Consider the following 24926-nt stretch of genomic DNA (forward strand, 5'->3'; position numbering starts at 1 on the left):
CATGGGCGCGGGCTCGGGCGGCGCGCGCGGTCTGCGGGGTGGGGCGGCAGCCTGGGACAGGAAACAACGCTGACCGGCATCTGCACTGGGCGAAGGAGAGGACACGGATCGCTCCGTCTCCCATGCGCGCGGGGCCGCAGGCGGCCGCGCAGCGCACGGGGCGCAGAGTATGCGCGGCAATCGCCGCCGCCGCCATGCCCGCCGTGCGCGTGGCGGGCGGCACATGCGGGATAATTGGCGGATGAGCGAACAGCAGATAGCCGTGGTGGTGGTGACCTACGAGAGCGGCAGCACCATCGATGCCTGTCTGCAGCGGTTGCGCGCGGCAGCCGAGGTGGCGCAGATCCGGGTGGTCGACAACGCCTCGCGCGACGACACCCTCGCCGTGGTGCAGCGGCACGCGCTGGACGATGCGCGGGTGCGCTTCATCGCCAATCCCGACAACCCCGGCTTCGCCACCGCCTGCAACCAGGGCGCCGCGGCCAGCGACGCGCCGTGGCTGGCCTTCGTCAATCCCGACCTGATGGTCGAGCCCGACACCCTGGCCCAGTTGCGCGCGCAGGCCGCCGCGCTCGGCGAGGCGCTGCTGGGCGTGGAGCAGGTCGACGAGCACGGCCGCGCCGACGCCGCGGTACGCCGCCGCGATCCGGACTTCGCGGCGATGTTGCGGCATCCCCTGGCCGGCTCGCGGCTGGCGCTGGCGGCAGATCCGGCGCAGCCGCTGCAGCCGGTGCCGGCGCTGTCCGGCGCGCTGATGCTGTTGCCGCGCGCGCTGTTCACCCGCATCGGTGGCTGGGACGCCGGCTATCGGCTGCATGCCGAGGACCTGGACCTGTGCCGCCGGGTGCGCCAGGCCGGTGCCACGGTGGCGGTGCTGAACCGCCTGCGCGTGCTGCACGTGCGCGGCGTGTCCAGCCGCAAACGCCCATGGTTCGTCGAGTGGCACAAGCACCGCGGGCTGTGGCGCTACTTCCGCAAGTTCGAAGCGCCGACCCGGGCCTGGCCGGTGCGGGTGGCGGTGTGGGCGGTGATCTGGCTGCATGCCTGGGTCACCTTCGCCCGGCTGTGCTGGCGCCGCCCAGGCTGAACGAAATCGGCCGCGTTGCGCGCGCGTGCGGCATGGCAACATAAATTCGCTATATTGGGAAGTACGTCACTTAACAAATGACGTGTTCCGCCGATCTCTCCTGGACCGCGCCTGCTTTCCGGTTCGGGGGAACCCCACCAGGAACTCAACCATGCATGATTTCGACGGCGTGCGTCCGCGCACCCACGCGCGCGCCTGCGCGTCCGCTGTGCCCATGCCCGCTGCCCACCGCGCCACGCCTGCGCGCCGCGCGCGGCTGGCGCTGGCGCTGCTCGCCCTGGCGGCCGGCCCCTGCTGGGCCAGCGCCTGGGTCGACGAGGCCGGTCACGGGCTGGTGATCCTCAAGGCCAGCCATACCAATGGCGGCGCGGTGTTCAACAGCCACGGCCAGTCGGGCAACTTCCCCGATGCCGGGCGCAGCCGCCAGGACCAGCTCAATCTCTACGGCGAATACGGGCTGAGCGCGGACCTGACCCTGGTCGGCAACTTCTATTTCAGCAAGGTCGGCTACCGCAACGACAGCGGCTACGGCGACCGCCACAGCAGCGGCTGGTCCGACCAGGAAATCGGCCTGCGCTACCGGCTCGACCCGGACGGCCGCGACGGCCCCTGGCAGGGCGCGCTGCAGGTGCTGGCGCTGGTGCCCGCGTATGCGCGCCAGCGCGATGGCGAGCGGCCGGCACTGGGCCAGGGCGACTACGGCGCCGAGCTGCGCTACAGCGTCGGCCGCGGCTATCGCCTGGGCGAACACGACGGCTATGTCGACCTCGGCACGGCGGTGCGGCTGCGCGGCGGCGACGCCTCCGACGAGGCACGCCTGGACGTGTCCAGCGGCGTGGCGCTGGCGCCGCGCTGGATGCTGATCGGCGAGTTCAACGTGATCCAGAGCCTGGGCAACGGCAAGGGGCCGAACCGGATCTACGCGCCGGGCGACAACACGCCGATCCGCGGCAACAACTTCGATTTCAGCAAGCTGCAGGCCTCGGTGCTGTACACGCTGCCCGGCGGCACGCAGCTGCAGCTCGGTTACCAGCAGCCGGTGGTCGGGCGCAACACCGGCGGTGCGGGCGGTCCGTTCGTGGCCGCCTGGTGGCGGTTCTAACCGTGTCCGGCGAACACGAGAGCGTCGCCGCCGAGGCGAGCGTGCCCGGCCGGCTCGGACGACTGCCCACCGAGGGCGGTCTGCAGGCGCCGATCGGCGAGGCGCTGGTCGCCGCAGGGGTGATCGACCCGCCGCAGCTGCAGAACGCGCTGTCGCTGCAGGCGCGCTGGCGCTCGCGGCTGGGCGACGTGGTGCTGGCCCAGCGCGGGGTCGCGCCGCTGCGCTTCTACACGGTGCTGGCGCAGCACTTCGGGCTGCACTTCGCCAACCTGCTCAAGCAGCCGATCGACCCGGCGCTGTTCCAGCCGGAGCGGCTGGCCGACTACGCGCAGCGCCTGGTGCTGCCGTGGCGCGAGGAGGACGGCCACCTGGTGCTGGCGGTGGCCGATCCCGGCCCGGAGATCTTCGCCTGGGCGCGCGCCACCTACGGCGAGCAGGTGCGCTTCGTCGGCACCTCCAAGTTCGACATCGTCTGGAGCCTGCAGCAGCACGCCGACGCGCAGCTCACCCACGATGCGTTGAACCTGCTGGCCGAACATGCGCCCGAGCATTCGGCGCGGCAGGTGATCACCCGCGCGCAGTCGGTGTTCCTGGTGGCGCTCACGGTGGTGCTGGCCGCGGCCCTGGCGCTGTGGCCGCTGGTCACCCTGATCGCGCTCAACACGCTGATCGCGGTGGCGTTCCTGGCCACCTTCGGGCTGAAGCTGGTGCTGGCCTGGCGCGGTGCGCGGCGCCGCATCGACATCAAGGTCAGCGACGAGGAAGTGGCCGCGCTCGGCGACGAGGACCTGCCGGTCTACACGGTGCTGGTGCCGATGTACAAGGAGCCGGACGTGCTGCCGATCCTGGCCAACGCGCTGCGCCGGCTCGACTACCCGACGTCCAAGCTGGACGTGAAGCTGGTGCTGGAGGCCGACGATACCGAGACCATCGAGGCGGCCAAGGCGCTGGGCCTGGAGGCGTTCTTCGAGATCATCCGGGTGCCGCCGTCGCAGCCCAAGACCAAGCCCAAGGCCTGCAACTACGCGCTGCGCTTCGCCCGCGGGCAGATGCTCACGATCTACGACGCCGAGGACAAGCCGGAGCCGGACCAGCTCAAGCGCGTGGTCGCCGCGTTCCGCAAGTCGCCGGCCGACGTGGCCTGCATCCAGGCGCGGCTGAACTACTACAACGCCGACGAGAACTGGCTCACGCGCATGTTCACGCTGGAATATACGTTGTGGTTCGACTTCTACCTGCCGGCGCTGGAGACCCTGCGCATCCCGATTCCGCTCGGCGGCACCTCCAACCACTTCCGCCTGGACATCCTGCGCAAGGTCCACGCCTGGGACCCGTACAACGTCACCGAGGACGCCGACCTGGGCGTGCGCCTGACCCAGCAGGGCTACCGGGTCAGCGTGGTCAACTCGACCACGTTCGAGGAAGCCAACGTCAGCATCCCCAACTGGATCCGGCAGCGCTCGCGCTGGCTCAAGGGCTACATGCAGACCTGGCTGGTGCACATGCGCGACCCGGTGCAGCTGTACCGCTCCACCGGCGTGCGCGGGTTCTGGGGCTTCCAGCTGTTCGTCGGCGGCACCTTCTTCACCGCGCTGGCCGCGCCGTTGATGTGGTTGAGCTACGGGCTGTGGCTGGCGGTGGGCTCGAAGTTCTTCGATCCGTTCTTCCCGCCGGCGCTGCTGTACCTGAGCCTGCTCAACCTGCTGCTCGGTAATGGCTTCCTGATCTATATGACCCTGGTGGCGGCGTTCAAGCGCGACTACTTCCGCCTGGCGCCCTACGCGCTGACCGTGCCGCTGTATTGGCTGCTGCAGTCCATCGCCGCCTATAAGGGCCTGTGGCAGCTCATCCGCAACCCGTTCTACTGGGAAAAGACCACCCATGGCATCAGCAAGCACATGGCCGAAGAGCGCCGCGCCGCGCTCGACGACTGACGCGCCGCCGCGCGCGCGCGGCACCGCGGTGTTCGTGTTCACCGCGGCGCTGCTGGCGCTGCTGTGCCACCGACTGCTCGCGCACGGCTACATGAGCGACGACGCGATGGCGCAGTACGCCAAGCTGCTGCTGTTGCGCGACGCGGCCGGCTTCCGCATCGAGTACCTGGGCTTCCTGTACGCGCAGGCCTCGCTGTACCTGGGCTTGTTGCTCGGCGGCCTGCCGGGCCTGTCCACGCCGCTGCTGCCGTACCTGGTCGACGTGCTGGCCGGGGCGACGCTGGTGACCCTGCTGTGGCGCGACATCGCCGCCGGCCTGGGCCGCGGCTGGGCCTGGGCGCTGAGTGCGGGTGTGGTGATCCAGCCGTTCTTCCTGTGGCCAACCCTGTCCGGCAACAACCAGGGCCTGGGCCTGCTGGTGTTCTACGTGGCCGCGCGCGCGCTGCGCCATTTCCGCGACGATCCGGAAGCCTTCGCCTACCTGCGCCTGGCCGCGAGCTTGTGCCTGCTGTTCTTCGTCGACGAGCGTGCCTGCTTCCTGGCGCTGGCGCTGGCGCCGTGGTTGTTCCTGATCGCGCCGCCGCGGCTGATGCGGCAGGCGCCGCTGGCGTTCTACCTGGTGTGCTACCTGCCGTTCCTGTTCGCGGTGGGGGCATGGATGTACCTCAACTACATGTTCTTCGGCGACCCGCTGCTGTTCGTGCGCGACGCCACGTCCGCCTTCCGCGGCATCTCGGCGCAGGCGGCGCTGCAGCCGTGGCTGCAGCAGGCCGCGGCGCAGCCGTGGTGGCCGCCGCTGTGGTTGCTGCTGGCCGGGGTGGTCAGCGCGCCGCTGTTGCTGTTGCTGCGTCACACCCGCGACAGCGACACCTGGCGCAGCGTGCTGGCCGCCGCCGCCACCGTGATCGGTGCCGGTACGCTCGCCACCTGGGCGCGTTTCACGGCGCAGCCGCTGGACTTCCTCGCCCTGCTGCTGGTGCCGGCGGCGCTGGTGCTGGGCGACCTGCGCCGCAACCTGCGCTGGCTGGGCCTGGCGCTGCTGCTGGCCGGCGCGGTGTCCAGCGGCTGGGTGATCGCCCGCACCGCCACCTCCACCACCCGCGACTGGATCGCCGCGCTGCAGGCGCCCACGACGCCGCGCCATGCCGACGCTGCGCACCTGGGCGCGTGGCTAGCCGAGGCGCGGCTGCCGACCCTGCTCGACGACCGCGCCAGCTATCCGGTGATCGTCGCGCGCGGCGACGCCAAACAACTGATCCTGCCGTTCGACCCGCGCTTCAAGCAGGCGCTGGTCGATCCGCGGCAGATGCCGGCGCAAGTGGTGGTCAGCGACCCCGCCAGCCAGACCGGCGCCCTGGACAGCCTCAACCGACGCTTCCCGCAGCTGTGGCAGCAGGGCTTGCCGGGCTACAGTCTGGTCTACCACCAGGGCATCTACCGGGTATGGCGCCGATCGCCGTGAGACTGCTGACCGCACTGCTGCTGGCGCTGAGCGCCGGCGGCTGCAGTGCGGCGCCGCCGCCTTGGATGGGCGCCAACGTCAAGGTGTCGCCGCAGGCGCCGTGGGGTAGCGCCGCCGCGCAGCAGTCGCTGCGGCAACTGGCCGAGGCCGGCGCTTCGCGTGCGCTGTTGGTCGCCTTCGTCTGGCAGGCGGCGCCGCAGTCTTCGACCCCGGTGCTGGGCAGCGACAGCAGCCCGGCGCTGGTCCGCGTCGGATTGCGGCAGATGCGCGCCGCCGGCCTGCAGCCGGTGCTGAAGGTGCACCTGTGGATTCCCGGGCACTGGGCCGGCGAGGCCGCACCGGCCGATCGCGACGCCTGGTTCGCCGCCTACCGGCGTGCATTGCTGCAACTGGCCCAGGTCGCCGCCGACGAGCGCGCCAGCGCGCTGATCGTCGGCACCGAGCTGCGTCAGCTGCAGGATGCGCCGCAGTGGCCGGCGCTGCTGGCGGCGGTGCGCCAGGTCTACCGCGGCCCGATCGGCTATGTCGCCGACGGCCTGGAGCAGGCCGAGCGCTTCGGCTACTGGGACCGGTTCGATTTCGTCGGCACCAGCCTGTATCCGGCGCTGGCCGCCGCGCCCGAGCAGCGGCGCGCGCAGATGCGCGCGGCGGCCGCGCGGGTGCAGGCGCTGGGCGAGCGCAGCGGCCGCCCGGTGTGGGTGGCCGAGCTAGGCCTGCGCTCGGCGCACGGCAGCCTGGCGGCGCCGTGGGAAAGCCCGGAGCAACGCACGGCCGAGGTCGACACTGCGTTGCAGGCGCAGGTGCTGCGCGAGTGGCGCGACGTACTCGACGCGCAGCCGCGCATCGCCGGCATCGCGCTGTGGTGCTGGTACACCGATCCGGACGCCGGCGGCGCGCGCGACAGCGATTTCACCGTGCAGCACAAGCCGGCGCAGGCGGTGCTGAAGCGGTGAGTTGCGCGCGTGTATCGCGACGCCTGCGATTGGCCACCACGGGGCCGCAACGCACTGAGCGCATAATCGGCGGATGATCATCGACTCGCTGCTGGACACCGACCTCTACAAGTTCACCATGATGCAGGCGGTGCTGCATCAGCATCCCGGCGCGCAGGTGGAATACCGCTTCAAGTGCCGCACCCCGGGCATCGACCTGGCGCAGTACCTGCCGCAGATCTCCGAAGAGATCGACGCGCTGTGCGCGCTGCGCTTCCGCGAGGACGAGCTGGACTACCTGCGCGCGATGCGCTTCATCAAGCCGGACTTCGTCGATTTCCTGGCGCTGTTCCACCTGGACCGCAAGTACCTGCAACTGCAGGCCTCGACCAGCGTGCCCGGAGAGATCGAGCTGCATATCCGTGGGCCGTGGCTGCACACCATCCTGTTCGAGGTGCCGCTGCTGGCGATCGTCAACGAGGTGTGGTTCCGCAACGCCGGCGGCGCCGACCATGCCGAAGGCCTGCGCCGCCTGCAGGCCAAGATCGCGCTGCTGCGCGATACCCCGGGCTACGACAACTGCGCCATCGCCGACTACGGCACCCGCCGCCGCTATTCGCGCGCCTGGCATGGCGAACTGCTGCCGGTGCTGCAGCAGACCCTCGGCAAGCAGTTCGTCGGCACCAGCAACGTGTACTTCGCCCGCCGTTACGGGCTGACCCCGTTGGGCACGATGGCGCACGAATACCTGCAGGCGTTCCAGGCGCTGGGGCCGCGGCTGCGCGATTCGCAGGCGGCGGCGCTGGAATCCTGGGCGCGCGAGTACCGCGGCGATCTCGGCATCGCGCTGTCGGACGTGGTCGGCCTGGATGCGTTCCTGCGCGATTTCGACCTGTACTTCTGCAAGCTGTTCGACGGCATGCGCCACGATTCCGGCGATCCGTTCGAATGGGGCGAGCGGGTGCTGGCGCATCTGCAGCGGCATCGGGTGGATCCGCGCAGCAAGATCCTGGTGTTCAGCGATGGCCTGGACATCGACAAGGTGATGCGGCTGTACGCGCATTTCCGCGACCGCTGCATGCTGGCGTTCGGCGTCGGCACGCACCTGACCAACGATCTGGGCCTGGTGCCGCTGCAGATCGTGATCAAGATGGTCCGCTGCAACGGCCAGCCGGTGGCCAAGCTCAGCGACTCGCCCGGCAAGACCCTGTGCGACGATCCGGCCTATCTGGCCTACCTGCGGCAGGTGTTCCAGGTGCCGGCCGAGGAGCGGCACTGAGCCTGGGCGGCCCTGCCGGTGCCGACCCAGCGCCGGTCCCGGAGCGGGCGGGCAGGGGTCGCAGTTCGGCGCATCAGGGCTTTGCGGTGAAGAAAGAGTGAGATACACTGCGCCACAAAGTGAGAACTGTGTCGCATTAGTGACGGCCGGCGACGGTCGGCCCGGGGCGCCACACCCGCTACGCCGTTGTCGTTCCGTCCCTGCCCAGAGACTTCCTCGATGAGCGCTCACGCGTTGCAGACCCATTACCGCACCCACGCCTGTTCGCGGCAGTGGCGCGGCTTTCTGCGCGCGCTCGCCGAGGAGTTCGCCGCGGAGCTGGGCGCCGAGGACCTGGCCCTGCTGATGGCGCGCATCGGCCGCCGCTTCGCCGCCGAACACCAGGTCGGCGCCTGCACCACCCTGCAGGAGCTGGAGGACGCGGTGAACCGCGTCTGGGACCGGCTGGAGTGGGGCTATGCGCGCTTCGAGGAGCACGCCGACCGCGTCGAGCTGCTGCACGCCGGCTCGCCGCTGCACATCGGCCTGGCCGGGCAGGCCGGCGGTGCCGACGGCTTCCTGGAAGGGGTGTATCAGGCATGGTTCATGCAGGTGGGGATGTCGGCCGGCCTGGGCGTGCGTGCGTTGTCGTCCGGACACGAAGACCTGCGCCGCTTCGTGCTGGCCAGGGCCGGCTGAGCGCGGCGGTAGCGACCGACTATTTTCAGATCGTCATGAGGGGCGTCATGTCCAAGAAGTCCAAGCAAACGGGTGCCGAAACCGGCGACGACGTCTCCAGCCTGTTCGCCAAGCTCGGCAGCAGTGGCGCCACCGCCTACCAGGATTTTTCCGCCGACCGGCTCAGCGCCGCGGAGCCGGCTGCCGCCGCGCCGCCGCCGGCGGCTCCCGCGCCGGCGCCGGTGCTGTCGGTGGTGCGCGCCGCGGTCGAGCCCAGGCCGGCTGCGCCATTGCCGGTGGCGCCCGCCGCACCGGCGGCGCCTGTGTCGGCCGCCGTCATCGGCACCGCGACCGGCACGCCGTTGCAGCAGCTGTTCCAGCGCCTGCTCGAGGTCGGCCGCGAGGCCGCGGTGCCGGCGCCGGGCGGTCCGCTCAAGCGCTTCTTGAATCGTTGATGCCATGCGGCGCCTGCGGGCGCCGCACCTGTTTGCCGTCGCCGCGCGGTGGGGAAGACCGCGCGCCGACCTCCTCCCCTTGTTAGGAATCGCCGATGAGCGCTGCCTCCGCGTCGCGTGCCGCGCGCCCGCTGCATGTCCTGGCCAATTGGTCGCTGTGGCTGCTGGGTGCCGTGTTGCTGGTCTTCGTCGTCGCCATCCCGATGGATGTGCCGCAGCAACTGCTGTTCTCGCTGGTGGTGTTCGCCGCGGCCATGCTGCTGCGGCGCAGCGGCAGCCGCCTGGCGATCCTGGTGATGATGGCGCTGTCGCTGGCGGTGTCCTCGCGCTACATCTGGTGGCGTCTGACCCAGACCGTGGGCATGAGCAGCCCGGTCGACCTCAGCCTGGGCCTGGGCCTGCTGCTTGCCGAACTGTACGCGTTCGTGATCCTGGCGCTGGGCTATTTCCAGGTGCTGTGGCCGCTGAACCGGCGGCCGCTGCCGCTGCCGGCCGACCAGCGTGAATGGCCCAGCGTCGACCTGTTCATTCCCACCTACAACGAACCGCTGTCGGTGGTGCGCTCGACCATCCTCGCCGCCAGCGTGATGGACTGGCCGGCCGACAAGCTCAACATCTACCTGCTCGACGACGGCCGCCGCGAGGAGTTCCGCGCGTTCTGCGCGCAGGTCGGCATCCACTACGTCACCCGCACCAACAACCTCCACGCCAAGGCCGGCAACATCAACGCGGCGCTGAAGAAGTCCAGCGGCGAGTACGTGGCGATCTTCGACTGCGACCACATCCCCACGCGCTCGTTCCTGCAGGTGGCGATGGGCTGGTTCCTGCGCGACGCCAAGCTGGCGGTGGTGCAGATGCCGCACTACTTCTTCTCCGCCGATCCGTTCGAACGCAATCTCGGCAACCACGGCAAGGTGCCCAACGAGGGCGAGCTGTTCTACGGCCTGCTGCAGGACGGCAACGACCAGTGGGACGCCACCTTCTTCTGCGGCTCGTGCACGGTGATCAAGCGCAAGCCGCTGGAGGAAGTGGGCGGGGTGGCGGTGGAGACCGTCACCGAGGACGCGCACACCGCGCTCAAGCTGCACCGCCGCGGCTACCGTAGCGCCTACATCGCGGTGCCGCAGGCCGCCGGCCTGGCCACCGAGAGCCTGTCCGGCCACGTCGCCCAGCGCATCCGCTGGGCGCGCGGCATGGCGCAGATCGCGCGGCTGGACAACCCGCTGTTGGGCAAGGGCCTGCGCCTGTCGCAGCGCCTGTGTTACGCCAACGCGATGCTGCACTTCTTCTACGGGCTGCCGCGCATCGTCTATCTGACCGCGCCGTTGGCGTTCCTGTTCTTCGGCGCGCACGTGATCCATGCCTCGGCGCTGATGATCCTGGCCTATGCGCTGCCGCACATCCTGCAGGCCAACCTGACCAACCTGCGCACCCAGGGTAAGTTCCGCCACCTGCTGTGGAACGAGGTCTACGAGACCACCCTGGCCTGGTACATCCTGCGCCCGACGCTGGTGGCGCTGCTCAATCCCAAGCTCGGCAAGTTCAACGTCACCCCCAAGGGTGGCCTGGTGCCGCGCAGCTACTTCGACGGGCAGATCGCCAAGCCCTACCTGTTCCTGCTGGTGCTGAACCTGGCCGGCCTGGCTGCGGGCGTGATGCGCCTGCTCAGCGTGCAGCCCGGCGGCGAGGCGCAGACGATCTGGTTCAACCTGGCCTGGACCGCGTACAACGTGCTGTTGCTCGGCGCCACCATCGCCACCGCCAGCGAGATGCGCCAGGTGCGCCGCTCGCACCGCGTGCCGCTGGATATCCCGGCCACCCTGCACTTGGCCGATGGCCGCGAACTGGCCTGCCGCACGGTCAACTTCTCCACCGGCGGCATGGCGCTGCGTCTGCTCGAGCCGGTGCCGGTGGAGCCGGACCTGCCGGTGGAGATCGCGCTGCCGCAGCGCGGCAGCTCCAAGCGTCTGCCGGCGATGGTGCGCCACGACCGCGACGGCGAAATCAGCATCCAGTTCCGGCCGATGTCGATCGAGCAGGAGCGCTGGCTGGTGGCCTGCACCTTCGCCCGTGCCGACATCTGGGTGTCGCAGTGGGGCCGTCACGACCGCGACCGCTTCTGGGTGTCGCTGGGCCGCGTGTTCGCGGCCAGCATGCGCGGCTTCAGGCGCCTCGGCCAGCACGTCGCCAGCAGCGCGCGCAGCGGCTGGCGCGGCCGCACCGCCGGCGAGGAGGCTGCGCCGTGAGTCGTCGTTCCATCGTGTCGCATTCATTCCTCTCTTTCACTTCCATCCGGTTGCCGTCGATGCGTCTACCCGCCCTGGCTGCGTGCTGTCTCACGGTTCTCTCCGGCCTCGCCCTGGCCCAGGAGCCGACCCTTCCCGCCACCGCGCAGGCGCCGGCCGCCGCCGCGACCGCCACGCCGCTGCCGTCTCCGGCCGAACGCGAGCGCTCGGCCACGCTCAAGCAACTGGGTGTGGACTACGAGATGACCCTGCGCGGCATCCAGGGCAGCGCCGGTATCGCCTTCAGCACCCGCACCGACGAAGTGGTGCAGGCGGCGAACCTGCATCTGGTCTACAGCTACTCGCCGGCGCTGCTGCCGGACCTGTCGCACCTGAAGGTCAGCGTCAACGGCGTCACCGTGGCGACCCTGCCGGTCAGCCGCGAGAACGCCGGCAAGCTGCAGCAGAGCGACGTGCCGATCGATCCGCGCCTGATCAGCGACTACAACCGGCTCAACCTGCAACTGATCGGCCACTACACCCGCGATTGCGAGGATCCGGACCACACCAGCCTGTGGGCCAACATCGATCCGTCCACGCGGCTGTCGCTGACCGCCACCCCGCTGGTGCTGCGCAACGACCTGGCGCTGCTGCCGGTGCCGTTCTACGACAAGCGCGATACGCGCCGCCTGGAACTGCCGTTCGTGTTCCCGCAGCGCCCGGACCTGGCCACGCTGCGCAGCGCCGGCATCGTCGCCTCCTGGTTCGGCGCGCAGGCCGGCTACCGCGGCGCGTCGTTCGGCGTGGCCATCGGCGACGTGCCGGCCACCGGCAACGCGGTGCTGTTCGCCACCGCCGCGACGCTGCCGGCGGAGCTGGCCGCGACCCTGGCCGGCCTGACCGAGATCGCCGGCCCGACCCTGGCGATGATCACCAATCCGCGCGATGCCACCGGCAAGCTGCTGCTGGTGCTGGGCCGCAACGACAACGACCTGCAGCAGGCCGCCACCGCGCTGAGCCTGGGCACGCCGTTCAACGGCCCGGTGGCGCGCATCGGCGAACTCAAGCCGGCGCAGCCGCGCAAGCCCTACGACGCGCCCAACTGGATCTCCGGCGACAAGCCGGTGCGCTTCGGCGATCTGGTCGCGCAGACCTCGCAGTTGAACGTCAGCGGCTACCACCCCGACCTGATCCGGGTCGGCCTGCAGCTGCCGCCGGATCTGTTCGTGTGGCAGCGCGACGGCATCCCGGTCAACCTGCGTTATCGCTACACGGTGCCGGAGACGCAGAACAAGTCGGCGCTCAACGTCAGCATCAACGATGCCTTCGTCACCACGCTGCCGCTCAACGGCCATGCCTATGCCGAGTCGCTGCCGCTGCGCTGGTGGCACGAACTCTCGCCCAAGGGGGCGATGCCGGTGGAGCAGAAACTGCTGCTGCCGACCGGGCCGTTCTCGGCCAACAGCCAGCTGCGTTTCCACTTCTTCTTCGACCGCCCGCAGGCGGAAGCGTGCAAGAACACCTTCCCCGACGTGTCCGGCGCGATCGACGCCGATTCCAGCGTGGACCTGCGCTCGTTCCATCACTACATGGCGATGCCGAACCTGGCCGCGTTCGGCAATGCCGGCTTCCCGTTCACCCGCCTGGCCGACCTGTCCGAGTCCACCGTGGTGGTGCCGGACGAGATCGGCGACCAAGACATGGCCAACCTGCTGACCCTGCTCGGCCGGCTCGGCGCGTCCACCGGCTACCCGGCGCTGCGGGTGACCCTGATCCACGCCGCCGAGGTCGACAAGCATGCCGACAGCGACCTGCTGGTGTTCGGCAGCCTGCGCTCGCAACCGCTGTTCCAGCGCTGGAGCGCGGCGCTGCCGATCGGCGACGGCGCCAGCGGGCGGCGCTTTGCGATGAGCGACTGGGTGCTGGACAAGCTGCCCGGCTTCCTGTCGTTCGATGCGCGCCGCACCGACCTGCCGACCACCGCCGAGGTGGCGGTGAAGCCGGCACCCGGCGACGTGGTGCTGATGGGCTTCCAGTCGCCGCTGAAGGCCGGGCGCAGCGTGGTCGCGCTGCTGGCCGAGGACCCGGCCAGCGTCGAGGACTTCTTCGACGCCTGGCTGGAGCCGGCCACGCTGAAGGACTTCCAGGGCAGCGTGGTGCTGCTGCAGAAGGGCAAGGTGCGCAGCCTGGCCGGCAACCAGACCTACTATGTCGGTCACCTGCCGCTGCCGACCTGGGCGCGCTGGTACTTCTCGCAGCATCCGCTGCTGCTCGGCCTGGCGGTGGTGCTGCTGAGCGTGTTGCTGGCGCTGGCCGCGCGCGTGGTGCTGCGCCGACATTCGGCGGCGCGGCTGCAGGCAGGGCAGTGAACGGACACACCGGCCAACGCCGACGCCTGCTCGGCGGCCTGCTCGCAGCCGGTGCGGCGACGCTGCTGCCGCCGGCGCGCGCCGCGCTGGCGGTGGCGCCGGCCTGCGCGCCGTGGCGCGAGTGGACCGCGTTCGTCGGCAAGCACCTCGATGCCAGCGGGCGGGTGATCGATTTCCAGCACGCCGACCAGCGCAGCACCTCCGAAAGCCAGTCCTACGCGCTGTTCTTCGCGCTGGTGGCCAACGACCAGGTGCTGTTCGACCGCGTGCTCGGCTGGACCCGGCACAACCTGTGCGGCGGCCGCCCGCAGCAGGTGTTGCCGGCCTGGCTGTGGGGCCGCGCCAGCGACGGCAGCTGGCGCGTGCTCGATGGCAACAGCGCCAGCGACGCCGACCTGTGGATCGCCTACGTGCTGCTCGAGGCCGGGCGCCTGTGGCAACGGCCCGGCTACACCCAGGCCGGTCTGCAGATGCTGGCGCTGGTGCGACGCACCGAGCTGGCCGAGCTGCCCGGGTTCGGCAGCATGCTGCTGCCGGCGGCCAAGGGGTTCGTCAGGCCGCAACGCTGGACGCTCAACCCCAGTTACCTGCCGCTGCAGTTGCTGCGGCGCTTCGCCGCGGTCGATCCGAAGGGACCGTGGGCCGGCCTGGCCACGCGCAGCGCACGGATGCTGCGCGACAGCGCGCCGGTCGGCTTCGCGCCGGACTGGACCGCCTGGGACGGCCGCGCGTTCGGCGTCGACCCCGACAAGGGCGCGATCGGCAGCTACGACGCCATCCGCGTGTACCTGTGGGCCGGCATGCTCGATGCCGCCGATCCGCTGCGCAAGGCGCTGCTCGACGACCTGTCCGGCCCGCTGCAGCAACTGCGCGCGCAAGGCCGTCTCGACGAGAAGATCGACAGCCGTCAGGGCGTCGGCAGCGGCCAGGCGCCGCCCGGCTTCGCCGCGGCCCTGCTGCCGTACCTGAGCGCGCTGCGCGAACCGGCGCTGCTCAAGGCGCAGGCGCAACGCATTCCCGCGCCCGGCGACGCCGCCGCGGCACGGCTTCCCTACTACGACCGGGTGCTGATCCTGTTCGGACGCGCCTGGCTCGACAACCGCTACCGCTTTTCCGCAGACGGCGCGCTGCAGCCCGCCTGGAGAACCCAATGCTCCGCATGAACCTCAAACCCCTGTACCTGGCCGGCATGATCGACCTGTGCCTGCTCGCCGGCAGCGCGCACGCGCAGAACGCCGACGCCACCCAGCAACTGGTCAGCCAGGGCAACTACTGGCACGACCAGGGCCGCGACGATCTCGCCGCCGATGCCTGGCGCAAGCTGCTGCGGGTCGACCCGAACCAGCCCGACGCCCTGCTCGGCCTGGCCCAGATCGATCTGGCGCAGGGCCGCCAGACCGACGCGCGCAAGCGCCTGGCGCAACTGCAGAAGGCGCATCCGCAGGCGCCGCAGACCCAGCGCCTGGCCATGTCGATCGGCGGCACCGGCGATAACATCGACCTGCGCAACGCACGCCGCGCCGCCGCCGCCGGCCGCTACGTGGACGCGGTGCGCGCCTACCAGGCGCTGTTCGACGGCAAGGGCCCGCCGGACTCGCTGGCGCTGGAGTACTACCAGGCGCTGGCCGGCACCCCGCAGGGCTGGGACGGCGCACGCGACGGCCTGCGCCGCCTGGCTGCCGCGCAGCCGGACAACACCGCCGCGGCGCTGGCGCTGGCGCAGGTGCAGACCTACCGGGAACCGTCGCGGCGCGAGGGCATCGCCCAGCTCGCCGCGCTGAGCAAGCGCGCCGATGTCGCCGGTCCCGCGCGTGCCGGCTGGCGCCAGGCGCTGCTGTGGCTCAATGCCGGCCCCGCCGATGCGCCGCTGTACCAGGCGTTCCTGGCCGCCAATCCGAACGATGCCGAGATCGCCAAGAAGGCCGCGCAACTGCAGGAGCGCCGCGCGCAAGGCGGCGATCCGGCCGGCGAACAGCTGGGCGAAGGCTTCAAGGCGCTCAACGCCGGCAACCTGGCGCTGGCCGAACAGCGCTTCGCGCAGGTGCTGCGCGCGCGTCCGCGCGATGCCGAGGCGCTCGGTGGCCTGGGCTCGGTGCGGCTGCGCCAGCAGCGCTTCGGCGAAGCGCAGGAACTGCTGCGTCCGGCCGCGGCCGCCAACGGCAAGTGGCGCAGCGCGCTGGACAGCGCGCGCTACTGGCTGCAGCTGCAGCAGGCGCAGGCCGCGCGCACCCGCGGCGACACCGACGCCGCGCTGCGCCTGGTCCAGCAGGCGGTCAAGCTCAAGCCCGAGGAGGCCGCCGGCTACGCGTTGCTGGGCGACCTGCAGTCGGCCAGCGATGCCGCCGCAGCCGAAAAGAGCTACCGCGAGGCGCTGCGCCTGCATGCCGACGATGCCGGCGCGCTGCAGGGCCTGATCGCCCTGTACAGCCGCCAGGGCCGCGCCAACGAGGCCAATGCGCTGTTCGCCAGGCTCAGCCCGGCGCAGCGCCAGCAGGCCGGCGGCGAGTCCGCGCTGAAAGCCAACCTGCAGCGCGCCCGCGCGCAGCAGGCGCTGGAGGCCGGCGACACCGTCACCGCGCAGAGCGAGCTGGAAAAGGCGATGGTCGACAACCCGGGCGATCCGTGGGTGCGGCTGGACCTGGCGCGCCTGTACCAGCAGGCCGGGCGTCCGGACCAGGCGCGCAGCGTCATGGACGGCCTGCTCGCAGTGCACGGCGACATGCCCGAGGCGCTGTACGCCAATGCGCTGCTCGCGCAGGAACGCGGCGACTGGGCCAGCGCCTACGCCAGCCTGGAACGCATTCCGGCCAATGCCCGCACCGCCGAGATGAGCGCGCTGCGCAACACCGCCTGGGTCGAACAGCAGGCGGCCACGGCGCGCCTGCTGCAGCAGCAGGGCCGCGGTGGCGAAGCGCAGTTGCTGCTGGGCCGCACCGAGGCCGCGCTGGGCGACGCGCTGGAACAGCCGGCACTGCTGGCGGCGATGGCCGGCGCCTATGCCGACATCGGCAGCAACCAGCGCGCGCTGACCCTGGCGCAGCGCCTGGTCGCGCAGAACCCCTCCACCGAGGCGCGCCTGCAATACGCCGGCGTGCTGCTGCGCGCGCACCAGGACGCGGAGCTGGCGGCGACCCTGCGCCAGCTGCGCGACAGCGACATGAGCGCCGAGCAGCAGCGCCGCTACCAGGCGCTGCGCAGCGGCTACGTGCTGCGCCAGGTCGATGCCCTGCGCGAACTCGGCAACCTCGAAGCCGCCTACGACGCGCTGGCGCCGCTGCTGGCGCAGCAGAACCAGGATCCGCAGGCGGTGGCCGCACTGGCGCGGCTGTACGCCGCCGCCGGCGACCAGCGCCAGGCGCTGGTGTTGTACCAGCAGCAGCTGCAGCAGTCGCCCAACGACCTGGACACGCTGATCGCCGCGGCCAACACCGCCGCCGCGCTGCGCGACCTGCACAGCGCCGAGGACTACCTGCAGCGCGCGCTGGCGCAGGCGCCGGATTCGCCGCAGGTGCTTGGCGCCGCCGGCCGCGTGTACCGCAGCGCCGGCAAGAACCGCAAGGCCGAGAGCTACTTCCGCGCCGCACTGGCGGCGCAGGCGCGCGAGGCGGGCCAGTACGACAACGGCCTGCCGGCCGCCAACGGCCCGGCGTCCTACGCCGCTGCCGGGCGCCCGCTCAATCCGTTCGCCGGCATGAACGGGCGCATGCCGCGCAGCGCCGCGGTGGTGTCCGACCGCCTCGGCGGCGGCGTGCCGGCCCCGGGCTACGCGGCGTCCGCGCTGCCGGCGTCCGCGCCGGCCGTGGCCGCCAGCGACGACCTGCCGCCGCCGGCCAGCGCCAGCGCCGTCGGCGTGGCCCTGGCCGCGTTGCCGGTGCCGGGCCAGCGCAGCACCGCCCGCAGCGTGCCGCGCGACCTGCCCGACGACGGGCTGCTGGCCGCGGCGCCGCGTGCGTCCCTGCGCCAGCCCGCCGCGCCGGCCAGCGCCGGCGGCGGTTCAACCGTGCTCGACGAACTGCGCGAGGTGCAGGCCGAGAACAGCGACAGCCTCGCCACCGGCGCCAGCTACCGCGCCCGCGACGGCGAGGCCGGCCTGGGCCGGCTGCGCGATCTGGAAGTGCCGCTGCACGGCGAGTTTGCGGTGGGCGAGGGCAAGCTGCAGGTCGACGTCACCCCGACCCTGCTCGACGCCGGCACGCTCGGCACCGGCTACGCCACCGCCAGCCGTTTCGGCGCCGGCCCGGCCGCGGCGATGGGCGATGCCCTGGCCGCCGACCGCACGCCGATCGACAGCCTGGTCGGCAGCGACCTGTACCAACTGCTGCTCACCGAAGGCAACAGCAATGCCACCCGCAACGCGCTGCGCACCTACGCGGTCAACACCGGGCTGTACAACAAGCTGTTCAACGACACCGACCCGGCGCTGACCAACGCACAGCGCCAGGCGGCAGCGCTGCAGGCGCTGTACGCCGAGCCGCTGTCGGCGTTCCTGCTCGGCAACACCGCCGCCGACACCGCGATCGGCACGCTGGCCAGCGCCATCCTCGGCGACGCCTCGCGCAGCGCCGACCTCAGCGCCGCCGACATCGCCCGCTTCCGCAACCTCGCCGCCAACCCCACCGCCGCGGCGCTGACCCCGGCCGGCTTCAGCCAGGCGCTGTACACCATGGCCGCCAACGGCAACGGGGCGCGGCGCATGGACCAGGACGCGCGCGGCGTCGGCATGGCGGTGACCTACAAGAACGGTGGCTTCAGTGCCGACCTGGGCAGCACCCCGGTCGGCTTCCCCGAGCGTCGCATCGTCGGTGGCGTCGGTTACCGCGGCCAGGCCGGCGACAACCTCACCTATTCCGGCCAGGTGTTCCGCCGCGTCGTCAGCGACAGCCTGCTGTCCTTCGGCGGCGTCGACGACGGCCGCGCCGGACTCGGCTGGGGCGGCGTGACCAGCAACGGGCTGCGCCTGTCGGCCACCCTCGACAACGGCCTGCTCGGCGGCTACGCCAGCGTCAGTGCCGACCGCCTGGTCGGCCGCAACGTCGCCAGCAACGACCACCGCCAGGTCGACCTGGGCGTGTACGTGCACGCGCTGGACACCGAGAACCAGTCGCTGACCGCCGGCCTCAACCTGACCGCGATGCAGTACGACAAGAACCTGGGCGGCTACACCTACGGCCAGGGCGGCTATTTCAGCCCGCAGGACTACGTGGACCTGGGCTTCCCGGTGCACTGGAGCGGCCGCACCGCCGGGCGCACGGTCAACTGGAGCGTGGACGCCAGCGTCGGCGTGCAGCATTTCCGCAGCGACGACAGCCCGTACTTCCCGACCAGCGCGCAGATGCAGCAGGCCGCCTACGACGCCGCCTCGCTGGCCGCACTGCTGGGCCTGACCGATCGCTACGTCGCGCCGGTCTATGCCGGGCAGAGCAAGACCGGCATGTCCTACAACATCGCCGGCGCGGCCGAATGGCAGATCGCCCCGCAGCTGTTCCTGGGCGGCCGCCTGCTGCTGAACAACGCCCGCGACTACACCCAGTTCAGCACCAACCTCTACGTGCGCTTCGTGCTCGACCGGCTCGGCGCCGGCCTCGGCCGCCGCCCACAGGTGCTGGCCTCGCCGTACGTGCCGGAGTAGGGCGCGTGCCGCGCGGAGACCGGCGCACGTCAACTGTCTTACAGCCGCGACAAGCGGCACCGAAGCCGGACTGACATCCTGCGTCGTCGGGACTGAAGTCCCTCCCACAAGGATGCCCAGCGCATCCCTGTGGGAGCGACGTCAGGCGGGCGTCACGTGTGCACATCCATCTCGGCGGATGGCCCACGGCGCTGCGGAACCACGCGTGACGGAATGCGCGCTACGCTGGCTGGGTGCACGGTGGGAGGGACTTCAGTCCCGACGCATTGCGCCATCGGGAGGCGCGCCACGTCGCGCGCTGCGGCTGCATGACGGTTCGCTCCTGCAGAATTCGCCAAGCGCTTTGCCGCAACACGGAGATTGCACCGCGGCGTGTCGCAGTCGGGGCAGGGGAGGCCGCAGCCCGCGCTGCACGCGTCGCCGCCACGGCGGATAATCGCGGCCATTCCCCACTGCCAGGAGTCCGCACATGATCCGCGACATCATCCGCATGGGCGACCCGCGTCTGCTGCGTCAGGCGCCGCCGGTCACCGATTTCGACAGCGCGCAACTGCATGCGCTGGTCGCCGACATGTTCGAGACCATGGACGCCGCGCGCGGCGTCGGCCTGGCCGCGCCGCAGATCGCGGTGGATCTGCAGTTGATGGTGTTCGGCTTCGAGCGCAGCGCGCGCTATCCGGATGCGCCGCCAGTGCCGCGCACCGCCCTGGCCAACGTGGAGATCGAGCCGCTGTCCGACGACCTGGAGGACGGCTGGGAGGGCTGCCTGTCCATTCCCGGGCTGCGCGCGGTGATTCCGCGCTACCGGCACATCCGCTACCGCGGCGTGCTGCCGGACGGCACCCCGCTGCAGCGCGAGGCCGAGGGCTTCCACGCCCGCGTGGTGCAGCACGAGCACGACCACCTGATCGGCCGCCTGTATCCCTCGCGCATCCGCGACTTCGACAGGTTCGGTTTCGAGGACGTGCTGTCCTACGACTTGTAGGGCCGGGATCCCCCGCGTTGGCGATGCGTGCCCAGCGGTCACTTCCGCATGCGTGCAGTGCCGCGCGCTTGTGGGAGAGCTCCAGTCGCGACGGTTTTACCGGTAAGGCCCATCGCGACACAGGGACTTGTAGCGAACTCGGCGGGTGCACTGTGGGAGGGACTTCAGTCCCGACGCATTGCGCCATCGGAAAGCGCACCGCTTCGCGTGTCGTTGCTGACAATCGACTCCCACAGACTCCCGGAGTCCGATAGCGGCCCACCCGGCAGTTAACGCAAAACGCGCACGGCCCGCGCGAAGCGGGCCGTGGCGGGTGCTGCCAGAAACGCGCTGCGGCTTACTTCAGCGCCTTGAAACGCAGGCGCTTGGGGCCGGCGTCGTCGCCGAGGCGGCGCTTTTTGTCTTCCTCGTACTCGCGGTAGTTGCCCTGGAAGAACTCCACGTGCGAGTCGCCCTCGAAGGCGAGGATGTGGGTGGCGATGCGGTCCAGGAACCAGCGATCGTGCGAGATCACGAAGGTGTTGCCCGGGAACTCCAGCAGCGCGTCTTCCAGCGCGCGCAGGGTTTCGATGTCCAGGTCGTTGGACGGTTCGTCGAGCAGCAGCACGTTTCCGCCCTGCAGCAGGGTCTTGGCCATGTGCAGGCGGCCGCGCTCACCACCGGACAGCGAACCGACCATCTTCTGCTGGTCCTGGCCCTTGAAGTTGAAGCGGCCGATGTAGGCGCGCGACTGGATCTCCACGCCGTTGATGTTGAGGATGTCCAGGCCGCCGGAAATCTCCTGGAACACGTTGTGGTTGCCTTCCAGCTTGTCGCGGCTCTGGTCGACGTAGGACAGCTGCACGGTCGGCCCGACCACGATCTCGCCCGAATCCGGCTTCTCCTGCCCGGTGATCATCTTGAACAGGGTCGACTTGCCGGCACCGTTGGGGCCGATGATGCCGACGATGGCGCCCGGCGGGATGATCATCGACAGGTTGTCGATCAGCAGGCGGTCGCCAAACTTCTTGGAGACGTTCTTGAATTCCATCACCGAGTTGCCCAGGCGCTCGCCCGGCGGGATGAAGATTTCGTTGGTTTCGTTGCGCTTCTGGTAGTCCACCGACTGCAGTTCGTCCAGGCGCGCCAGACGTGCCTTGCCCTTGGAGCGGCCGCCCTTGGCGTTCTGCCGGGCCCACTCCAGTTCCTTCTGGATCGCCTTCTGCCGCGCCTTTTCCTGGTTCTCTTCCTGCTTCAGGCGCTCGTCCTTCTGCATCAGCCATTCGGTGTAGTTGCCCTTCCACGGAATGCCGCGGCCGCGGTCCAGTTCCAGGATCCACTCGGCGGCGTTGTCGAGGAAGTAGCGATCGTGGGTGACCGCGACCACGGTGCCGGTATAGCGCGCCAGGAACTGTTCCAGCCACTCCACCGACTCGGCGTCGAGGTGGTTGGTCGGTTCGTCGAGCAGCAGCATGTCCGGCTTCTGCAGCAGCAGCCGGCACAGCGCCACGCGGCGCTTCTCGCCGCCGGACAAGTTGGCGATCTTGGCGTCCCACGGCGGCAGCCGCAGCGCGTCGGCGGCCACGTCGAGCTGGTTCTCCAGGGTGTGCGCGTCGCCGGCGGCCAGGATCGCCTCCAGGCGCTCCTGTTCCTTGGCCAGCGCGTCGAAATCGGCGCCTTCCTCGGCATAGGCGGCGTACACCGCTTCCAGCGCGGCCTGCGCCTGCAGCACTTCGCCCACGCCTTCCTCGACCGACTCGCGCACGGTCTTGTTCGGGTCCAGCTCCGGCTCCTGCGCCAGGTAGCCGACCTTGGTGCCGGGCTGCGGACGCGCCTCGCCTTCGAAATCGGTGTCCACGCCAGCCATGATCTTCAGCACGGTGGACTTGCCGGCGCCGTTGAGGCCGAGCAGGCCGATCTTGGCGCCGGGGAAGAACGACAGCGAGATGTCCTTGATGATCTGGCGCTTGGGCGGCACGGTCTTGCTGACCCGGTTCATGGTGTAGATGTATTGCGACATGGCGGCTCCAAAGGCGCAGGGCGCCCGCCGGCCGGCGGCCGGAGGGCGTCGAAAGGGATGGCGGATTATAGCCGGACGGCCGCCGGCATTCGTTGCCGCACGGTGGCGGCGGCAGACGCTCGGGCGGTGCCGCGCGGCCTACTCGGCGATCGGCGGCAGCGCCGCGCTCGGTGCCGTCGCCGTTTCCCCCGCGCGGCGCTGCCGGCGCAGATACAACAGTGCGCAGATCACCAGCACCAGCATCGCCAGCCACTCGCTGTGCAGCGCCGCCTGCATCGCGGCCAGACTGCCGCCACCGCGGGCGTGGGCGTAGATGGCGCCGAGTGCTGCCGGGCCCAGGCCCATCGCCGCCTGCAGGATGGTGGAGAGCATGGCGCTGCCCGCGCCGGCATGCTCGGTGGGCACCTGCGACAGGCCGATGCGGTAGAAGCTGGCCACGATCCAGGCCTGGCCGGCGCCGATCAGTGCGGTCGCCGGGGCCAGGTTGCCCACGCCCGGATGCGGCCACACGGCGTGCAGCGTCCAGGCCAGCGCCAGCAGGCCCAGCATCTGCACCAGGCAGCCCAGCAGCAGCGTCGGCAGCGGGCCGCAGCGCGCCGCCACGCGGGCGCTGACCAGCGCGGAGGCGAAGTAGGCCGCGCCCAGCACGATGAACGCATTGCCGGACTGCAGCGGCGAGAGGCCGGCGCCGGTCTGCAGGGTCAGCGCCAGCACGAACATGAAACCGCTCCAGCAGGCGAAGAACACCCCGCCCACCAACAGCGCGAAGCGCACGCTGGGCAGCCGCAACAAGGCCGGCGGCAGCAGCGGCGTCCGTCCGCGGCGTTCCTGCCACAGTTCGACCCGGGTCAGCGCCGCCAGCAGCGGCAGGCAGGCCGCCAGCACCGCCAGGCACGCCGGCGGCCAGTGCAGGGCAGGGCCCAGCGCCAATGGCAGCAGCAGGCAGGCCAGGAACAGCCCCAGCAGCCCGGCGCCGGCCAGGTCGGGCGGCATCCGCCGTGCCGCGCGGGTCTCCGGCACGGCGCGCAGGCAGGCCAGCGCCAGCAAGCAGAACGGCAGGTTGATCAGAAACACGCTGCGCCAGCCGGATCCGGCGATGTCCGCGCTGACCAGCGAGCCGCCCAGCACCTGGCCGATGACGAAGGCGATGCCGCCCAGCGAGCCGTATAGCGCCAGTGCCCGGGCGTGCGCCTTGCCGTGCAGGCTGACGTGGATGGTGGCCAGGATCTGCGGTACCGCCAGCGCCGCCCCCAGTCCCTGCAGGATGCGGCCGGCCAGCAGGGCCGGGACCGAGCCGGCCACCCCGCACAGCAACGAGGCCAGGCCGAACAGCAGCACGCCGGCACCGAACACGCGGCGCCGGCCGAGGTTGTCGCCGAGCCGGCCGCCCGCCGCCAGGCCCACCGCGAAGGCGACGCCGTAGACGGCCACGATCAGCTCCAGCTGGGTCGCCGACGCGTGCAGCGTGTGGGCGATCGAGCCAAGCGCGACATTGAGGATGGAGAAATCGATCAGCGGCAGCATCTGCCCGATCAGCAGGATGCCGAGGCCGCGGTGGCTCAGGTTGGGGGCGGTGGCAGGCATGGCGGAGGCGGGGGAGGGCGTGGTCATGGCGCGGAGTATGGTGAGTCGATAAACTGGTACAAGGACTCATTTATCCTGGTACTGGCGCTGCCTCCCTGATCTCGGACGGTCGCGTCGGGCGCCGTCTCCTGCGGCGTGACAGACACGCCTGCGCCGCCTGTCGACGTGGCGTCGTCGGGCACCGGCGGACAGCAAAAGTGGAGAAGACGATGCAACTGGACCTCGCGCATTCCACCTCCAGGCCGGAGCGGGCGGTCGCGCCTGCTGCGTCGGGCCCGGCCCTGGCCAGCGAGCGCGCCCGCGCGCTGGGCGCCTTCCTGCGCGCGCGCCGCGAAAGCCTGGATCCGGCACGCCTGGCGCTGCCGCGCGGCGGCAGGCGCCGTACCCCCGGCCTGCGCCGCGAGGAAGTGGCCTTGCTCGCCGATGTCGGCGTGACCTGGTACACCTGGCTGGAACAGGGGCGCCCGGTCCGCGCCTCGGCGCGCGTGCTGACCGCCATCGCCCGCGCCCTGCAGTGTTCGGAGGTGGAAACCGCGCACGTGCTGGCGCTGGCCGGCGTGGGCGGCACGACCGCCCTGGCGCCGCCGCCGTGCCAACGCCTGACCGGCACCGCGCGCATGCTGCTGGACCAGCTCGGCCCGTGGCCGGCAATGCTGCAGACCCCGCGCTTCGACATCCTCGGCGCCAACCCGGCCTTCGAGCGGCTGATGGGTGTGACCCTGGCCGACCTGGCGGACGCCGACCGCAACTGCGTCTATCAGGCCTTCACCAATCCGCGCTGGCGCGACGCATTGCTCGATCGCCAGGAGGTGCTGCAGCACATGGTGGCGTTGCTGCGCGCGGCGATGGCCGAACACCTGGGCGAGCCGGACTGGGAGGCGCTGCTGGCGCGCTACCGTGCGGCCTCTCCCGAGTTCGATGCGCTGTGGCGGCAGCGGCGCGAGGTACGCGGCGTGGAGAACCAGCTCAAGCGCTTCCGCCATCCGCAGGAAGGCGAGCTGCACCTGCAGCAGGTCAACTGGTGGTCGGCGCCGCGCAACGGCAACCGTCTGGTGGTCTATTTGCCAGCCGATGACACGGCGCAGGCGGCGCTGTTGCGCCTGCACGCGCAGGCCGGAAATGCCGCTGGATGAACGCTTTCCCAGCCCGATCCATGAAGCTGAATACGTAACCGATTCCAGCAGGAGACGGTTCAGACGAAAACGGCCTAAATGCAACCGCCACACC

General features: G+C 70.9%; 16 protein-coding genes. 14 read left to right on the top strand and 2 right to left on the bottom strand.

Features of this window, described 5'->3' with window-relative positions; all coding sequences use genetic code 11:
- Window positions 1-241: 241 nt before the first annotated feature.
- From ACHWVH_RS04320 to ACHWVH_RS04380, 13 genes are all read left to right on the top strand, one after another.
- Entirely contained in the window at window positions 242-1087 is an 846-nt protein-coding gene (locus tag ACHWVH_RS04320) for a glycosyltransferase family 2 protein (protein ID WP_152237103.1), read from the top strand.
- A 151-nt stretch (window positions 1088-1238) separates the two neighbouring features.
- A complete protein-coding gene (locus tag ACHWVH_RS04325) occupies window positions 1239-2189 on the top strand; it encodes a hypothetical protein (RefSeq protein ID WP_394686726.1) in 951 nt (316 codons plus the stop codon).
- Window positions 2190-2191: 2 nt separating this feature from the next.
- Complete coding sequence (locus ACHWVH_RS04330; protein WP_043093229.1) at window positions 2192-4123, top strand: glycosyltransferase family 2 protein; 1932 nt, start codon at window positions 2192-2194, stop codon at window positions 4121-4123.
- Window positions 4071-5585, top strand: a complete 1515-nt coding sequence (locus tag ACHWVH_RS04335; RefSeq protein ID WP_394686727.1) for a hypothetical protein — start codon at window positions 4071-4073, stop codon at window positions 5583-5585. The genes ACHWVH_RS04330 and ACHWVH_RS04335 overlap by 53 nt, the downstream gene beginning before the upstream one ends.
- Window positions 5567-6538, top strand: a complete 972-nt coding sequence (locus tag ACHWVH_RS04340; protein WP_394686728.1) for a glycoside hydrolase family 113 — start codon at window positions 5567-5569, stop codon at window positions 6536-6538. The genes ACHWVH_RS04335 and ACHWVH_RS04340 overlap by 19 nt, the downstream gene beginning before the upstream one ends.
- A 73-nt stretch (window positions 6539-6611) precedes the next feature.
- Window positions 6612-7796, top strand: a complete 1185-nt coding sequence (gene pncB / locus ACHWVH_RS04345; protein ID WP_279362481.1) for a nicotinate phosphoribosyltransferase — start codon at window positions 6612-6614, stop codon at window positions 7794-7796.
- 219 nt (window positions 7797-8015) lie between these two features.
- The gene (gene bcsD, locus ACHWVH_RS04350; protein WP_026143666.1) at window positions 8016-8474 is read left to right on the top strand and encodes a cellulose biosynthesis protein BcsD; all 459 of its coding nucleotides are present in this window, start codon (window positions 8016-8018) and stop codon (window positions 8472-8474) included.
- Between the two features lie 47 nt (window positions 8475-8521).
- Complete coding sequence (locus tag ACHWVH_RS04355) at window positions 8522-8908, top strand: hypothetical protein (RefSeq protein ID WP_152181962.1); 387 nt, start codon at window positions 8522-8524, stop codon at window positions 8906-8908.
- A gap of 95 nt (window positions 8909-9003) precedes the next feature.
- Window positions 9004-11154 carry a UDP-forming cellulose synthase catalytic subunit gene (gene bcsA, locus ACHWVH_RS04360; protein ID WP_148829900.1) on the top strand — a complete coding sequence of 717 codons (2151 nt, stop codon included), beginning with the start codon at window positions 9004-9006 and terminating at the stop codon, window positions 11152-11154.
- Between the two features lie 59 nt (window positions 11155-11213).
- Window positions 11214-13502, top strand: a complete 2289-nt coding sequence (gene bcsB, locus ACHWVH_RS04365; protein ID WP_394686729.1) for a cellulose biosynthesis cyclic di-GMP-binding regulatory protein BcsB — start codon at window positions 11214-11216, stop codon at window positions 13500-13502.
- A complete protein-coding gene (bcsZ, locus tag ACHWVH_RS04370) occupies window positions 13499-14665 on the top strand; it encodes a cellulose synthase complex periplasmic endoglucanase BcsZ (protein WP_394686730.1) in 1167 nt (388 codons plus the stop codon). The genes bcsB and bcsZ overlap by 4 nt, the downstream gene beginning before the upstream one ends.
- Entirely contained in the window at window positions 14653-19131 is a 4479-nt protein-coding gene (locus tag ACHWVH_RS04375) for a cellulose synthase subunit BcsC-related outer membrane protein (protein ID WP_394686731.1), read from the top strand. Before bcsZ ends, ACHWVH_RS04375 begins: the two co-directional genes overlap by 13 nt.
- A gap of 469 nt (window positions 19132-19600) precedes the next feature.
- On the top strand, window positions 19601-20116 hold the full coding sequence (locus ACHWVH_RS04380; RefSeq protein WP_150411280.1) for a peptide deformylase: 516 nt from the start codon (window positions 19601-19603) through the stop codon (window positions 20114-20116).
- A gap of 337 nt (window positions 20117-20453) precedes the next feature.
- On the opposite strand, the gene ettA is transcribed toward ACHWVH_RS04380, so the two are convergent.
- Both ettA and ACHWVH_RS04390 read right to left on the bottom strand, forming a co-directional pair.
- Window positions 20454-22115, bottom strand: coding sequence for an energy-dependent translational throttle protein EttA (gene ettA / locus ACHWVH_RS04385; protein ID WP_017908418.1), 1662 nt, complete (start codon window positions 22113-22115; stop codon window positions 20454-20456).
- A gap of 138 nt (window positions 22116-22253) precedes the next feature.
- Window positions 22254-23726 (bottom strand): MFS transporter, encoded by a 1473-nt coding sequence (locus ACHWVH_RS04390; RefSeq protein WP_394686732.1) that lies wholly within the window; start codon window positions 23724-23726, stop codon window positions 22254-22256.
- A gap of 182 nt (window positions 23727-23908) precedes the next feature.
- Between ACHWVH_RS04390 and ACHWVH_RS04395 the strand changes: the two genes are divergently transcribed.
- A complete protein-coding gene (locus tag ACHWVH_RS04395) occupies window positions 23909-24832 on the top strand; it encodes a helix-turn-helix transcriptional regulator (protein ID WP_394686733.1) in 924 nt (307 codons plus the stop codon).
- Window positions 24833-24926 lie beyond the last annotated feature (94 nt).

The sequence above is a fragment of the uncultured Xanthomonas sp. genome, assembly GCF_964278005.1.
Taxonomy (GTDB): Bacteria; Pseudomonadota; Gammaproteobacteria; order Xanthomonadales; family Xanthomonadaceae; genus Xanthomonas_A; species Xanthomonas_A sontii.

Excerpts from the sequence above, each read along its gene's own strand:
- ACHWVH_RS04320 (WP_152237103.1), top strand. The coding sequence starts at position 242 with ATGAGCGAACAGCAGATAGCCGTGGTGGTGGTGACCTACGAGAGCGGC.
- ACHWVH_RS04335 (WP_394686727.1), top strand. The coding sequence starts at position 4,071 with ATGGCATCAGCAAGCACATGGCCGAAGAGCGCCGCGCCGCGCTCGACG.
- bcsD (WP_026143666.1), top strand. The coding sequence starts at position 8,016 with ATGAGCGCTCACGCGTTGCAGACCCATTACCGCACCCACGCCTGTTCG.
- ACHWVH_RS04340 (WP_394686728.1), top strand. The coding sequence starts at position 5,567 with ATGGCGCCGATCGCCGTGAGACTGCTGACCGCACTGCTGCTGGCGCTG.
- bcsB (WP_394686729.1), top strand. The coding sequence starts at position 11,214 with ATGCGTCTACCCGCCCTGGCTGCGTGCTGTCTCACGGTTCTCTCCGGC.
- ACHWVH_RS04380 (WP_150411280.1), top strand. The coding sequence starts at position 19,601 with ATGATCCGCGACATCATCCGCATGGGCGACCCGCGTCTGCTGCGTCAG.
- ACHWVH_RS04375 (WP_394686731.1), top strand. The coding sequence starts at position 14,653 with ATGCTCCGCATGAACCTCAAACCCCTGTACCTGGCCGGCATGATCGAC.
- ACHWVH_RS04395 (WP_394686733.1), top strand. The coding sequence starts at position 23,909 with ATGCAACTGGACCTCGCGCATTCCACCTCCAGGCCGGAGCGGGCGGTC.
- ACHWVH_RS04390 (WP_394686732.1), bottom strand. The coding sequence starts at position 23,726 with ATGACCACGCCCTCCCCCGCCTCCGCCATGCCTGCCACCGCCCCCAAC.
- ACHWVH_RS04355 (WP_152181962.1), top strand. The coding sequence starts at position 8,522 with ATGTCCAAGAAGTCCAAGCAAACGGGTGCCGAAACCGGCGACGACGTC.
- ACHWVH_RS04325 (WP_394686726.1), top strand. The coding sequence starts at position 1,239 with ATGCATGATTTCGACGGCGTGCGTCCGCGCACCCACGCGCGCGCCTGC.
- ettA (WP_017908418.1), bottom strand. The coding sequence starts at position 22,115 with ATGTCGCAATACATCTACACCATGAACCGGGTCAGCAAGACCGTGCCG.
- pncB (WP_279362481.1), top strand. The coding sequence starts at position 6,612 with ATGATCATCGACTCGCTGCTGGACACCGACCTCTACAAGTTCACCATG.
- bcsA (WP_148829900.1), top strand. The coding sequence starts at position 9,004 with ATGAGCGCTGCCTCCGCGTCGCGTGCCGCGCGCCCGCTGCATGTCCTG.